Annotated in this window: 10 protein-coding genes; 3 read left to right on the top strand and 7 right to left on the bottom strand. The window is 38.6% G+C overall.

What is annotated here, in order from left to right:
* Positions 1 to 288: 288 nt before the first annotated feature.
* On the top strand, positions 289 to 2,886 hold the full coding sequence (gene mgtA / locus I6G50_RS09110) for a magnesium-translocating P-type ATPase (RefSeq protein WP_232252354.1): 2,598 nt from the start codon (positions 289 to 291) through the stop codon (positions 2,884 to 2,886).
* Positions 2,887 to 2,920: 34 nt separating this feature from the next.
* On the opposite strand, the gene plsX is transcribed toward mgtA, so the two are convergent.
* The 3 genes from plsX to I6G50_RS09125 form a co-directional block, all read right to left on the bottom strand.
* Positions 2,921 to 3,913, bottom strand: coding sequence for a phosphate acyltransferase PlsX (gene plsX / locus I6G50_RS09115; protein WP_081165822.1), 993 nt, complete (start codon positions 3,911 to 3,913; stop codon positions 2,921 to 2,923).
* A 119-nt stretch (positions 3,914 to 4,032) separates the two neighbouring features.
* Positions 4,033 to 4,842, bottom strand: a complete 810-nt coding sequence (locus tag I6G50_RS09120) for an HAD family hydrolase (protein WP_197908642.1) — start codon at positions 4,840 to 4,842, stop codon at positions 4,033 to 4,035.
* Positions 4,843 to 4,918: 76 nt separating this feature from the next.
* Entirely contained in the window at positions 4,919 to 6,547 is a 1,629-nt protein-coding gene (locus tag I6G50_RS09125; RefSeq protein WP_003135946.1) for an ABC-F family ATP-binding cassette domain-containing protein, read from the bottom strand.
* 279 nt (positions 6,548 to 6,826) lie between these two features.
* Between I6G50_RS09125 and I6G50_RS09130 the strand changes: the two genes are divergently transcribed.
* On the top strand, positions 6,827 to 7,312 hold the full coding sequence (locus I6G50_RS09130; protein WP_003135941.1) for a YkgJ family cysteine cluster protein: 486 nt from the start codon (positions 6,827 to 6,829) through the stop codon (positions 7,310 to 7,312).
* A 24-nt stretch (positions 7,313 to 7,336) separates the two neighbouring features.
* On the opposite strand, the gene I6G50_RS09135 is transcribed toward I6G50_RS09130, so the two are convergent.
* From I6G50_RS09135 to I6G50_RS09150, 4 genes are all read right to left on the bottom strand, one after another.
* The gene (locus I6G50_RS09135) at positions 7,337 to 8,074 is read right to left on the bottom strand and encodes a MerR family transcriptional regulator (protein ID WP_197908644.1); all 738 of its coding nucleotides are present in this window, start codon (positions 8,072 to 8,074) and stop codon (positions 7,337 to 7,339) included.
* A gap of 100 nt (positions 8,075 to 8,174) precedes the next feature.
* Positions 8,175 to 10,892, bottom strand: a complete 2,718-nt coding sequence (locus I6G50_RS09140) for a YhgE/Pip domain-containing protein (protein WP_197908646.1) — start codon at positions 10,890 to 10,892, stop codon at positions 8,175 to 8,177.
* A 45-nt stretch (positions 10,893 to 10,937) separates the two neighbouring features.
* Positions 10,938 to 11,468, bottom strand: coding sequence for a TetR/AcrR family transcriptional regulator (locus I6G50_RS09145; protein ID WP_003135938.1), 531 nt, complete (start codon positions 11,466 to 11,468; stop codon positions 10,938 to 10,940).
* A gap of 235 nt (positions 11,469 to 11,703) precedes the next feature.
* Entirely contained in the window at positions 11,704 to 12,600 is an 897-nt protein-coding gene (locus I6G50_RS09150; RefSeq protein ID WP_197908648.1) for a choloylglycine hydrolase family protein, read from the bottom strand.
* 217 nt (positions 12,601 to 12,817) lie between these two features.
* Between I6G50_RS09150 and I6G50_RS09155 the strand changes: the two genes are divergently transcribed.
* A complete protein-coding gene (locus tag I6G50_RS09155) occupies positions 12,818 to 14,038 on the top strand; it encodes an MFS transporter (RefSeq protein WP_003135936.1) in 1,221 nt (406 codons plus the stop codon).
* Positions 14,039 to 14,052 lie beyond the last annotated feature (14 nt).

Here is a 14,052-nt window from a genome sequence, read left to right on the forward strand (position 1 = left end):
CAAAAGTTATTGAAACTGCTCATCCAAAAGTAAGATGTCAACGTACTGTCAAATATATTTACAGTGGTAGAAAAGGTGTTTCAGCTTAGTTTACGATAATAACAGTTAGAGGTATAAAGGATTGTTTTTTATAAACAATATTAAATTCTGTTTGCGTTTGGTTATCTTAGGCGGTCTTTTGCGATATTTGTAGTAGAATAGAGAGAGGAATTTCGCAAACCAACACCATAATAAAAGAAAAGTGAGCTTCTTAAAGAAGCTCGCGCCCTAGAAATGGGAGGTGCATGTATGCAAAAAATGAAAACCAACAAAAACGAAGTGCTAAAAGAACTAGCACAGCTAAATCGTGACGAGCTTTTTGAACGTTTAAACACCAACTTTACAGGTTTAAACGCTGAACAGGCTGAGGAACGCTTAGATGAATATGGCCCGAATGTAGTTGCCAGTCAAAAACCAACCCCCTGGTATATAATACTGCTTCATGCCTTTAAAAATCCCTTCGTTTTTGTCCTTGCTTTTTTGGCGGTTGTTTCCGCACTAACAGGCGATATGGAGGGAGCACTCTATATGTTGCTCATGGTAACCGTATCTGCAGGTGTAAGCTTTGTGCAGGAATATAAGTCACAAAAAGCTTCAATTGCTCTACATGAGATGATTGAAAATACGACAAATGTTAAACGGGGAGCGGAGAACTTCGAAATCCCCATGGATGAAGTAGTACCAGGTGATATTATCCAACTGCAAACTGGCGACATGATTCCAGCAGATGCCATTTTGCTGTCTCACCGCGATCTCTTTATCAATCAAGCCTCGTTGACAGGGGAGTCATTTCCTGTAGAAAAACGACTACCAGAAGACTTGGATGAAGATGAACAAATTGATTGGGAATTAACCTCCGCACTTGATGCCCCGAATATTCTCTTTATGGGAACGGATGTACTATCAGGTAATGGCGAAATATTAATCGTTAAAACAGGTGCTTCAACGATGTTTGGCGATATCGCCAGCAAGGCCACGGCTACAAAAATTGAATCTTCCTTTGACAAAGGTTTAAGTCGCGTAAGTCGTTTACTTTTAACCTTGGTTGCGATTATGTTCCCAGTTGTTTTAATCCTAAACTGGGTGACAAAAGGTGACTTTGAAACATCTTTCTTCTTTGCTATCGCTGTAGCAGTTGGGTTAACTCCAGAAATGTTACCAATGATTGTGAATGCTAATCTTGCTAAAGGGGCTGTAGCGCTTAGTAAAGAAAAAGTTATTGTTAAGAATCTGTCTGCCATTCAAAATCTTGGTTCAATGGACATTCTTTGTACTGACAAGACAGGGACGATTACGGAAGACCGTGTTGTCATGGTGGAGTATGTAAATTCACGAGGAGATAAAGCTGATGAAGTTCTAAATTCAGCTTACATTAACTCTAATTACCAAACGGGTTGGAAAAACTTGATGGATGTTGCGGTCATTGACTACTTTAAAAAGTTGGACCGGGAATTACCAGACGAAAATATAACTAAAGTAGACGAAATTCCTTTCGATTTTTCACGTCGCCTTTTATCTGTTGTTGTTAAAACGAATAATAAAAACTTGATGGTTACTAAAGGTGCTGTTGAGGAAATGCAAGCCATTTGTACCCATGTCATGGAAGATGGTAAGCGTGTCGAAATCACGGAGGAACGACTTGCAGAGATGAAGGAAGTCAACCGTGAGATGAATATGCAAGGCATGCGTGTACTCACAATAGCTGAGCGCATCATTTCCGACGATGAACTAGAAGATTTCGACTCTGCAAGTGAGCGTGATATGACACTTGTTGGCTTTATCGGTTTCCTTGATCCTGCTAAAGAATCAGCTGCAAAAGCAATTAGGAGTTTACAAGATCATGGTGTAACTGTAAAAGTGTTGACAGGTGATAATGCTATTGTTGCACAAAAAGTCTGTGAGGATGTCGGTATACCGGTTGACAGTTATTGCATCGGAAGTGAGATTGATCTCATGGATGATGAGGAACTCTTCAATACAGCGATGGAAGTCCACCTGTTTGCTAAGCTTAATCCCATGCAAAAAGCACGTATCATTGAGCTAATCCGTAAAGTACATACTGTTGGTTTTATGGGTGATGGGATAAACGATGCTCCAAGTTTACGCGCCGCTGATATAGGTATCTCTGTAGATACAGCAGCAGATATAACCAAAGATGCGTCCAATATTATCTTACTGGAAAAGAGTTTACAAGTATTGGAAACAGGTGTAACTGAAGGGCGTAAAGTCTTTACAAATATGATGAAGTATATTCGTATTACCTTATCTTCAAACTTTGGGAATGTCTTTTCTGTATTGGTGGCCAGTGCTTTCTTGCCTTTCCTACCGATGCTAAGTTTACAAATTTTAACTTTGAATCTCATCTATGATATGAGTCAACTTTCCATCCCTTGGGATAATGTGGATGAAGAAGATATTGCTCGACCAGTTAAATGGCAAACCAAAGGTCTTGCTCGCTTTGCCTTTATTGTAGGTCCAGTATCTTCCATCTTTGATATCATTACTTTCCTTGTATTATGGTATGTTTTTGGTTTCAATACAGTTGCGCATGCGAGTCTTTTCCAAGCAGGGTGGTTTGCAGTCAGCTTAGGAACACAGGCTTTGGCCTTCCATATCCTACGTACGAAAAAGGTTCCTTTCTTACAAAGCAAACCTTCGTTACCAGTTATTTTCACAACCATTGGTGCTTTTGTCGTTGGATTTATATTGATTCTAGGCTCTTTTGGATCAATTATTGATTTAGCCCATCTGCCAGTTGCCTTTTTCTTCTATTGGGGCATAATCATCATTGCTTATCTCTTATTCTTACAGTTCGTAAAAAATATTTACTACAAGAGATACAAATAACAAAAAAGCTTTGCCTCTAGGGTAAAGCTTTTTTTTATTCTTTCTCTTCAAAGTGTTTGACGAGTTGACCAGTAACATCTGTATCAAGCATACGCTGGATTTGGCGAATGGCTGAAACGATAGCTTCGGGGCTCGAATTGCCGTGTGCTTTGATGACTGGAGCCTTTACACCAACTAGCGCTGCACCGCCGGCGCTGTCTGTACCCATGGTATCTTTGAGTTTACTCAATTCTTTCTTAACCAGAGCGCCACCAATCTTGGTAGAGAAACCACCATTCATGATACCGTTTTTAATCTGACGCATGAGGACACTCGCAGTACCTTCAATCGCCTTCAGCACAGCGTTTCCCGTGAAACCATCTGCAACAACCACATCAGCAGCGCCTGTCAAAATATCGCGAGACTCAATATTTCCGATGAAATTAATACCTTCAATATCTGAAAGAAGAGCATGTGCTTCCTTAATCATGGTAGAGCCTTTCGATTCTTCTGAACCGTTGGAAAGAAGAGCTACACGAGGATTTTTCACACCACGAACATTCGCAGCATAATAGCTTCCCAAAACAGCAAAATCTGCCAGATGTTCAGGTTTATTTTCAGCATTTGCCCCAAGGTCTAACATATCAAAGCCTGTGCCATCAGCAGTCGGTAAGGTACTCATCAGTGCAGGACGGTCGATTTGTTTGATACGTCCGACGATGAAGAGACCAGCCGCAAGGAGAGCCCCAGTATTTCCTGCCGAAAGAACAGCATCAGCTTGATCATCTTTAACTGCCTTTACGGCACGGACAAGAGAACTATCTTTTTTCTTACGAATAGCTTTGACAGGCTCATCATGAAAGTCAATAAGTTCAGTTGTTGCAATAATTTTTACATTTTTTTCATCTTCTAGATGGGCCTTAATAGCTTCAGGATTTCCATAGAGTTGAAATTCTATATTTGGAAATTCTTTTTTTGCTAAATTAATTCCTTTGACGATTGACTCGGGCGCAAAGTCTCCACCCATAGCATCGATTGCGATTCTCATAGTATTACCCTCCGATAACTTCTCTGTTCAATTATAGCGAAAATCTGTTTTTTTAGCCAATATGATTGGGCTTAGAATTAAGAATACAAAAAAACATGAGACAAAACTCATGCTTTTGTTTAATTTGTCAAAATCGCTTCAAGTTCCGTTAAAACAGCAGCATCTCGATTGTGGCCGATGACCTTATCAGAAATTTTTAAGACCTCAGGAATGGCATTTTCGACAGCAACAGCGGTACCTGCAAGTTCCAACATCTCCAAGTCATTACTTTGATCCCCAAAAGCTGTGAGGACTTCAGGTCGAGCTTGGAGGTGTGTGAGAAGGTGTGATAGACCCGTTGCTTTACTGATACCAGCCGACATGATATCAATAGAGCGGAAACCTGTTGTAGTGGCACGAACATCGGGTACACGCGCATTAATCCAATTTTCACATTCACGGATCTGTTCAGGTGGAAATTCCACACAGACTTTTAAGATTTCGTCTTCAATATCGTGGACCGACTTCACTAATTGTAAGTCAGAATAATACATATTAGCAAATTCAACAAATTGTGGGTCAGCTGTTTGAAGAGCGTAAGCACCATTTAGACCAGAAAAAAGAACGACATCACGGTGCATATGTGGGTTTTGACGCACAACATCCACGAGTTTGCTGGCCTTGTCTTGTCCGAGAATACTACTGTAGAGGATGTTTCCCTGGTATTTTACAAGGGCTCCATTTTCAGCGCAGAAGGCGACTTGGTCTTGGAATTCATCAAAGAGTTCTTCTAAGGCTAAAAGTTGTCGGCCGCTGGCGGCACAGAAGAGGTAGTTTCTCTTTTTGAACTCTTTTAAGATATCCCGAAGGCGGCTTTTATCGTAACTACGGTTTTCATCGAGAAAGGTCCCATCCATGTCTGTCGCAAATATTTTTAATTGATTATTCATCTTCTCCCCTTATCAAAAATGCTCCGCTTCAAGATAATCTTGGCGGAGCAGTACTTTTAGTCTAGTGTAACTACTATTAACCTTCAGACCAAAGTTCTTTAACTTTAGCTTGAACTTCATCATTTGCCAAGAAGTCATCGTAGGTTTCACCGATACGGTCAATGACACCATTTTTCGAAATAACAACGATATGGTTGGCCAAAGTGTTGATGAATTCACGGTCATGTGAAGTGAAAAGAATACTACCTTTGAATTTTTTCAAGCCATCATTAAGAGCGGAAATTGATTCCAAGTCCAAGTGATTTGTTGGATCATCAAGAACCAAAACATTCGCACGTTGCAACATCATTTTAGACAGCATTACACGAACTTTTTCTCCCCCTGAAAGGACAGAAACAGATTTGAGTGATTCCTCACCTTTGAAGAGCATACGACCCAAGAAACCACGAAGATAAGTATTGTCATCTTCTTCTTTAGTCAAGACGAATTGACGCAACCAATCTAAGATAGACTCATCAGTCGCAAAGTCACGGCTGTTGTCTTTAGGAAGATAAGAGCGAGAAGAAGTTACTCCCCATTTAATCTCTCCTGTATACTCGATGTCACCCATCAAGGCACGAATCAAAGCAGTAGTTTGGATATCGTTTTGTCCGATAAAGGCAGTTTTATCGCCAGGTGCTAAGATAAAGCTGATGTTATCAATGACTTTCTCACCATCGATTTCAACAGACAAGTTGTCAACACGCAGTAAGTCATTTCCGATTTCACGTTCTTGGTCAAAACCGATAAATGGATACTTACGAGAAGAAGGAACAAAACTTTCAACTTCGATTTTATCCAGCATTTTTTTACGTGATGTGGCTTGTTTTGATTTAGAAGCATTGGCAGAGAAACGTGCGATGAAGTCTTGCAACTCTTTGATTTTTTCTTCAGCTTTACGGTTAGCATCTCCTTGAAGACGAAGCGCAAGCTCTGAAGATTCTTTCCAGAAATCATAGTTACCTGGATAGAGTTTGATTTTACCGTAGTCAAGATCCGCCATGTATGTACATACATTGTTGAGGAAATGACGGTCATGGGAAACGACGATAACTGTGTTTTCGAAATTAATCAAGAAGTCTTCCAACCAGCTGATGGCTTGGATATCCAAACCGTTGGTAGGTTCATCTAAAAGAAGTACATCAGGTTTACCGAAAAGGGCACGGGCCAAAAGCACTTTAACGTGTTCACCAGAAGTCAAGTTAGCCATGACATCATAATGTTGGTCTGTTTTGATACCGAGGCTTTGAAGAAGTTGAGCAGCTTCAGCTTCAGCTTCATAACCACCCATTTCGCCAAATTCAGCTTCTAGCTCGGCAGCACGCATCCCATCTTCATCAGAAAAATCTTCTTTCATATAGATGGCATTTTTTTCTTGAGCAATAGCATAGAGCTTTTCGTTACCCATCATAACGACATCAAGAGGTGTTTGGTCTTCGTAGTCATAGTGATTTTGACGAAGTACAGACATACGCTCATTTGGGCCCATTGAGACATGTCCGGTTGTAGGTTGGATTTCACCATCCAAGATTTTTAAAAATGTTGATTTACCGGCACCGTTGGCACCGATTAAACCATAGCAGTTACCTGCCGTAAACTTGATATTAACATCATCAAAAAGCTTGCGGTCAGAAAATTGTAATGATACATCAGAAACTGTAAGCATGGATATATTTTTCTCCTAGAATATATTGGTTTATAAAAGTTAACTTTTATAAAGGTTATCGCCTTATTCTATCATATTTTCAGTCTTTTTGAAACACCGTAATTTGAGATAAATTGGACTTTTAGTTTTATTTTAGCGAGGCTTCAGTCTAGCTTAAGTCGAGTCTATTATAATATCCTTATTCCAATAAAATTTTTCATAAAACCTACTCCTAAAAGCAGAAAATGTCTTAGCTTAGCTAAGGCATTTTTTGTTCTTTTCTTGTATAATAAATAGCAAATGGATATAGAACATTATAAAGATTTAGCCCTTCAAAAAAAGAAAGAACACAAAAAGTTTTTAGGAACTTTAAAAAAGAAAGCACCCAAAAATTTAGACTATCTGGTTAAAGAAACACATGATGAAGTTTTTGCTGAGATTGATTGTACTGCCTGTGCCAACTGTTGTAAAAGTTTAGGCCCTCTTTTTACGGAAGCTGATATCACACGTATTTCAAAGTTTCTGCGGATGAAACCTGCTGATTTTGAAGCACACTATCTGCGTATAGATGAAGATGGGGATAAAGTTTTTCAGACCATGCCCTGCCCCTTTCTAGGCAGTGACAATCTTTGTAGCATATATGAAGTACGTCCCAAAGCATGCCGTGAATTTCCTCATACAGACAGGAAAAAAATTTACCAGATTAATAATCTAACATTGAAAAATACAGTAACTTGTCCAGCAGCTTATCTTTTTGTTGAGAAGCTTCGGAAAAAGTTGGATTAATAAAAAGACCTATATAGAACTTTTTTATTTGTAATAGTTTTCAATGGCTTCTAAGAAATATTCAGGAAGATTTTCATGTTTTTGATTATAGTTTGCTCGGAAGCGAGGGTCTTCAACATACATCTGTCCGAGTCCAATATGAGCTTCTGGGCTAATCGTATCTTCTGGCCAAAAAAGTTCCAAAATTTTTTTATGCAGACTGATGGCTTGTTTTGCCAAGTTATCGTCTTTATTCTCATAGGCTTCTTCGAGTAGCTGAATAACTTTTTCGTGTGACTCCTGCCACTCTTTTATTTTGGCTTGGTCAGCTTTGGCGTATTTTTTGTAAGATTGTTCTACGCGTGCTTCGCCCCATTTTTGGCGTATTTCTGACCCGTATTTTTCTTCATTTTCTTTAAGTTGTTTGATTTTTAGTAATTCAAAGTCTTTTTCGTTCATTTGATAATCTCCTTTATTTAGCTTTAGGGACAGGTGGGCGATTAAGTTTTCCAAATGCTTCTTTTGGCTATTTAAGCGTTTTAAATGCTGATTTAATGCTTCTTTTTCATCGCGTCCTTCTGATAATATTGCCTTTATTTGTTCAAGTGGAAGGTCAAAAGTTCTTAAACTCATGATATAAAATATCCGCGCAAGATCCTCGTCAGAATACAGGCGGTAATCATTCTCATCTCTATGAGGGTTAAGGAGCCCTACAGACTCCCAATGACGCAGTGTTTTTGAAGTTAAGCCCGTCATTTTGGTGACATTTTTAATATTTTTCATAGGTCTCCTTTCAGCTGATAGATTTATTATATACCTTTACCTTAGGGCAAGGTCAAGCCTTATACAAAAAAACCTCATGTTTTTCATGAGATTTTTTTTATTAATGGAAGATATGACTTTTTTGTGCCATCTCTGATATTTTTTTCGAAGTTTTCTCTAGGTGTGGGAAAAGTAGAAGTCCCGCTACTAAGAAGACAACAGAAACAGCTACAAGGATTACAATGGCAAACCAAGCGTTTGGCCAATAGATACCTCCAGCTGACTCACGTAATAAGTTAACTGCGTGAGTGAATGGTAAGTAAGGATTAATGGCTTGGAAGAACTTACCTGAAACTTGGATAGGATAGTTCCCTCCCCCACCGGAGATAGAAAGTACCAAGATGATAATCGCAATACCTTTACCAATATTTCCAAAGAGTGCCACTAAAACATACACCATAATCATAAAGGTGATGGCTATCAGTAAAGCAAATAAGACACTGTAGACGGGATTGTGGACATCGACCCCGAGGCCAAAGTAATTACCTAGAGTAACGATTAGAGCTTGTCCCAGCCCCATCACGATGAAAGTAAGCATACGGGCAGAGAATTGCTCACGTTTAGAATAGAGCAGTTTATCTTTGCCATCCAAGTGGAAACCAGTTACGGCAACACTGGAGAAGAGGACGGCGCCCACCCATAAACAAAGTGCAGTATAGAATGGAGTGCTTGCCGAACCATTATTAGCGATAGGATAGATAGCATTTTCTTGAACATCAACGGGTTGAGTCAAGAATTCACTTTCTTTAGTTGCATCCAGTTTCAAAAGTTTGACAATTTCACCCAAGTTGACTTCTTTTTCACCCTTTTGAATGGCATCTGCAGCTTTGCGGATACCTGTTTTGATACTAGGCCAATCATTGATAATTAAATCATTGGCTTGGTTCAAGGCTTTCTCAAGATCAGGCATTTTTTCGTTAACAGTTCCTAAAGTTTGTGTAAGATCTTTACGAATACCAGGATAGTCGTTTTTGACAAAATCAGCAGCTTTATCTAACTTTTGCTCCACAAGAGGCAGCTCGTTTTGATAAAGAGAAGCACCTTTATTAATGGCGTTGACGATTGTCTCCATATTACCATTGAGCATAAAATTGGCATCATGAACTTCTTGCTTAATCGCCGGCATCTCTTTTTGATATTTTTCAAGTAAAGTAATCGCATTCGTAACGGTCTTGCTTGTTGAGTTAAGCAAAGATTCAAAGTCAATAGCTTGAGCTTTTGTTAGGAGGCCTTGCGCGTGCTGGATGGTTGCGATGAGTTGGGTGAGGACATTTTGTATTTTTGCAGTTATATCATCAACATTAATTTGACTAACAAGACCAGAAATGTTCTTAGCGAGGGCATCAATTTGATCTAAATAAGCTTTAATAGTGTCGATATGCTCATCTGAAGAAGGATCTTGGATAATGGCATTTATATTACCAAGTGTACTACTGATGTCGCTTAATAAAGTATATAAATTATTCAACGAGTCAATAGCAGCTTTAAACTCTTCATTTCCTGCATTTTCTTGCGCTTTTTGTAGAAAACCAACTAAATTTCTGATTGCCTCTTGTTGTTGGGGAACACTTGCTTGGTAAGCTTTGACGAGGTTATCGATGTTTTCTTTTTCCTCATCAGTGAGTTGTCCATCCGCAACAGCTTGCTTTATAGTATTAACGATAGAGGAAGTAGTATCCGCTACATTTTGTAGCGATTTTAAAGTTACTTCAACACTACTTGTAATACTTGGCAAAGCAGTCTGAAGTTGTGTTGCCCCCTCCAAAGTAGTAGAAGCTAACTGATCCGCTTGATTTCCTAGTTTGCGAATATCGGGCAGAGCAGTTTGCACTTGCTGGATGATTATTAAACCTTGTTTAGCTTCTTGAATACCTTCATTCATTGTTTGTTGTACAGAGGCAAAGTCGTTGTCGATCATTGCAATCTGTTTCCCAGCATTTTGTATTTCAGGTATTTTTTCTTGAAGTGTCATGATAATCGAAAGCTGATCTTTAACGGCTGGCATACTCTCATCAAGCTGAACAACTTTTTCGCCTAAAGCGTCAACTTCAGGTAAATAATCGATGAATTCATTTGCTTTAGCCAGTTTAGCTTTCAAATCGGGCATCTTGCCATGCAAGTCCACGACTTGTTGGGTATATTGATCGATTGTATCAAGATTATCATTAGTGGATAAAATGGTACTCTTTACCTTTTGGATACTGACCATGTTTTTATCAATATCATATCCAATGTCATTAAAGGTTTTAAGTAAGGTGCTACTTGCCGTTTTGATAAACTCTTCGGAAATCTGACTTTGCAAAGAAGAGGCACCTTTAGATGTAATTTTAGGGGCAATAGCATTTATTTTTTCATTGATGGAATAAACAATTTTAGGTTTCTGGATATCTCCAGTTGTAAAGCTGAGTAAGTTCTTTGAAAAGTCAGCAGGCAAGTAGATACCAGCGTAATATTTACCAGATTTGACTCCTTTGTCCAACTCTTGTTTTGAGTCAACAAACTTCCAGCCCAGTTGCTTATTCTCTTTAAGGTTGCTTAAGACTTCGTCCCCAATATTGATTGACTTGTCTTGGAATTTCTCTGTTCGGTCATCACTATAAACAGCGATTGGGAGCTGTGAAGTATTCGCATAAGGATCCCAAAGGGCTTTAATATTAAACCAAGCATACAAAGATGGGATAAACATCAATGCAACCACTAAAAAAATTGCTATTGGATTTTTAAAGATACGTTTCCAATCCAGAATAAATAGTTTTCCGGTATTTTTTATATGTTTCACAAATTCTCCTCTTTTAATAAATCTAAGGTAGATTAATTTCTAATATCAGTTAATAAGAGCCATTAACAGCTCAGAGATTTGTTCTGGCGACTCTTTACGTTTACGACGAATCCAAGCTTGCGTTAAACCGAAAATAGCATGGGCATAGTAAGTCGTTGTATAAATGCTCTCCAATTTATTCATTTTATCTCGCTTAGGATTTTGTGGCAAAATCGAGCGAGCCAGAATGTTTTTCAACTGAGCTTGCATAAACTGATGGATTTCTTTGCTGCCATTTTCGGAAAATAAAGCAGCATAAATTTCATTTTTATCAAGAAACTCATAAGTCTCTAACATTGTCTTATGTAGATCGCCATTATTTTTTTCAAAGACGTATTCAATTGTGTTAAACAGGGTCTTTTGGTATTGATCGATCATATCGTACTTGTCTTGGTAATGCGTATAGAAGCCGCTCCGACTAATTTTAGCTACTTTTACAAGCTCTGTTGTTGTAATATGGTCGAATGGTTTTTCCTGCAAAAGCTGAGTAATCGCATCACGAAGTCTTGATTTTGTACGTTCTTTTCTGTTTTCCATAAATCCTCCTCTATTACTAAAATATAAAAAGAACATAGCGTCTATAATTAGCAAAGATATTCATTATAACCCTTATTGAGTTTACGATATGCAATTATAACACAAACTGGACGTAGTGTCTATAATTTTGTGTGAAAAATTAGAATTTTTCCTAGAGATGATAAGTCCCACACTTTAAAAATTAGCTTTAAAGGGGAGAATAAAGTAAAAAAGCCGGGGGTTCCGGCTCATAGTTTTACATGCTAGGAAAAGGATAACTTATTACAGATAATGAATCATAAGTTTGTAGGTATAAAGTACGACTTGTTAAGTCTACTGCACTCCGATAAACCGTATAAGTATTAGAACGCCCATCAGATTTCGGAACGGTCACCGCATTTAAAATATGCCAAACTTCACTTACATTTTGTCGTTCATCAGCGGCAAGGATGGCATGTTCTTTTAAAATAGTTGCCCGGATGAAGCGTGATGTTGGAGTAAAACCTCCAGGAAAAACAGGTTTGCCACTAAAGTTTCCTGTGGAGATACGATTTGCTCGGGTTGGTATGGGTGTCAAATCCATATAATCGTGCAATTTCAAAATTTCACGTTCAAATTTCGGAGCGTTTGTGACGACGCCTATTGTATTTTCAATAATCTCAAAGGAACCATTTCGTGGCTCAATATTAATCATACGACCTGTAACATCGACAGCTGAAAAGTGTAAGTCACTACGTCCAAATTTATAGGTGGAAAATTTATCCGTCATCAATTGGATATTGTCCAACTGGCTGACCAAATCTGCAACAGAACGACAATTTCCCAAGGCCCATGTCACAAATTCAAAAGGTGCGAGCTGGGTTTTATCCTTACGAGGACTTTCTGCATACTCAGAATGATTTGAGAAAGTAAGTTTCTGCACTGAAAGTCCAAATTCGTTGACTCCATCTGAAATATCTGCGTGGAAATCAGGCAAATTTCTGCCGACGCCTAAGATAGCATAAGAGTTAATCATTTCACTATCATCATAGACACTTTTCCAATAATAATTTTTAGGCAAAATAAGTGCTTCGGGAGTGAAGTCGTACCAGTCCATCGTCCTTGCGAAAACAATACTTCCATTAGCATCTTGCATTTTTATACTTGTACACATAGTAATATTTTAGCAAAAGATTTTCTCTTTCCTCCTAAAAATGGCTTATACGGGAAGATATACTTTTTTATTTTTGTCCTTAATTAAGCAAAAAGCGAACATTCAAAAGATTACATTCTTTTAAGCATATCCCGTCCTTGCAACTCAATTTTCAAAATGATAAACTGTCTAAAGCAAATAAAGTCAGACAGAGATCTGGCATTTGGAGGAATTGAATATGAAAACAAACACAATAGCGCAAACCAAGGCTGTCAGTGGCTACCAAGTCAAGGTGGGAACTTTAGTTTCTGCTGGATTTGGTTTGGAGAACATGGATATCATGTTTCTCTCTTTTGCACTTTCGTCAATAATCAGTGAATTTGGACTTTCCACTACTGAAGCTGGGGCGATTTCTACAGTTACTAACTTAGGGATGCTGCTTGGTGGGGTACTTTTTGGAATCCTAGCTGATAAATTTGGACGTGTAAAGATGTTGTCACTTTCTATCCTCATTTTTGGTCTCGCTACAGGTGCTATCTACTTTTCTCATAGTATAACCTCTCTCTACCTTTTACGCTTTATCGCCGGAATCGGTGGCGGAGGTGAATACGGAGTGGGTATGACTATTTTAGCTGAAAACTTCAGCAAGAAGAAGTTGGGGAGAACATCTTCGATAGTTGCTGTTGCAGGGCAAGTTGGGGCGATGACGGCAGCGATATTAGCTATGAGCATCCTGCCTGCTTACGGTTGGCGCTTCTTGTTCTTATTTGGTCTTGTTCCTGTCTTTTTGACTATCTTTATCCAAAAACACTTGAAGGAAAGTGACTCTTTTAAAGCTATAAAAAGAGAAAACAAAGGAAAAATTTCTGATTTGTTTAAAACACGTCAATTGACACACCAAACACTTGTTTTGATGTGGATGGCAATTGTACAAATCGCAGGTTATTTTGGTTTGATGAACTGGTTGCCTACGATTATGCAAAATAAACTTCACTTGACAGTTGCGGGCTCTTCATCATGGATGATTGCGACTATTATCGGAATGTCTTTGGGGATGTTAACTTTCGGGCAGATCTTGGATAAGCTTGGACCTAAAGTAGCCTTCGGTATTTTCTTAGTTGCTTCATCTATGGCTGTTTATGTTTTAACGATACCAACAACACTGGCCTCATTGACGCTAGTAGGTGCAATAGTCGGCTATTTTTCAAATGGGATGTTTACAGGTTTTGGTGCCATAGTTTCACGCTTATATCCAGCGGAAGTTCGAGCAACAGCAAATAATGTGATTATGAATACTGGACGTTGTATTGGTGGCTTTTCATCCATCATTATCGGATTTATTCTGGCGCATTATTCCATCATGACAGTGATGTTGTTTATCTCAGTTCTCTATATTTTGAGCTTCTTGGCTATGCTAAGTGTTAAAAATTTACGCGGCAATATTTATTGGTCGCTTTAATTAATTGTGATGAT

The sequence above is a fragment of the Lactococcus garvieae genome, from assembly GCF_016027715.1.
Classification (GTDB): Bacteria; Bacillota; Bacilli; order Lactobacillales; family Streptococcaceae; genus Lactococcus; species Lactococcus garvieae_A.

Coding starts and splice junctions, on each gene's coding strand:
- I6G50_RS09150 (WP_197908648.1), bottom strand. CDS start 12,600: ATGTGTACAAGTATAAAAATGCAAGATGCTAATGGAAGTATTGTTTTC.
- I6G50_RS09120 (WP_197908642.1), bottom strand. CDS start 4,842: ATGAATAATCAATTAAAAATATTTGCGACAGACATGGATGGGACCTTT.
- mgtA (WP_232252354.1), top strand. CDS start 289: ATGCAAAAAATGAAAACCAACAAAAACGAAGTGCTAAAAGAACTAGCA.
- I6G50_RS09145 (WP_003135938.1), bottom strand. CDS start 11,468: ATGGAAAACAGAAAAGAACGTACAAAATCAAGACTTCGTGATGCGATT.
- I6G50_RS09125 (WP_003135946.1), bottom strand. CDS start 6,547: ATGCTTACAGTTTCTGATGTATCATTACAATTTTCTGACCGCAAGCTT.
- plsX (WP_081165822.1), bottom strand. CDS start 3,913: ATGAGAATCGCAATCGATGCTATGGGTGGAGACTTTGCGCCCGAGTCA.
- I6G50_RS09130 (WP_003135941.1), top strand. CDS start 6,827: ATGGATATAGAACATTATAAAGATTTAGCCCTTCAAAAAAAGAAAGAA.
- I6G50_RS09135 (WP_197908644.1), bottom strand. CDS start 8,074: ATGAAAAATATTAAAAATGTCACCAAAATGACGGGCTTAACTTCAAAA.
- I6G50_RS09155 (WP_003135936.1), top strand. CDS start 12,818: ATGAAAACAAACACAATAGCGCAAACCAAGGCTGTCAGTGGCTACCAA.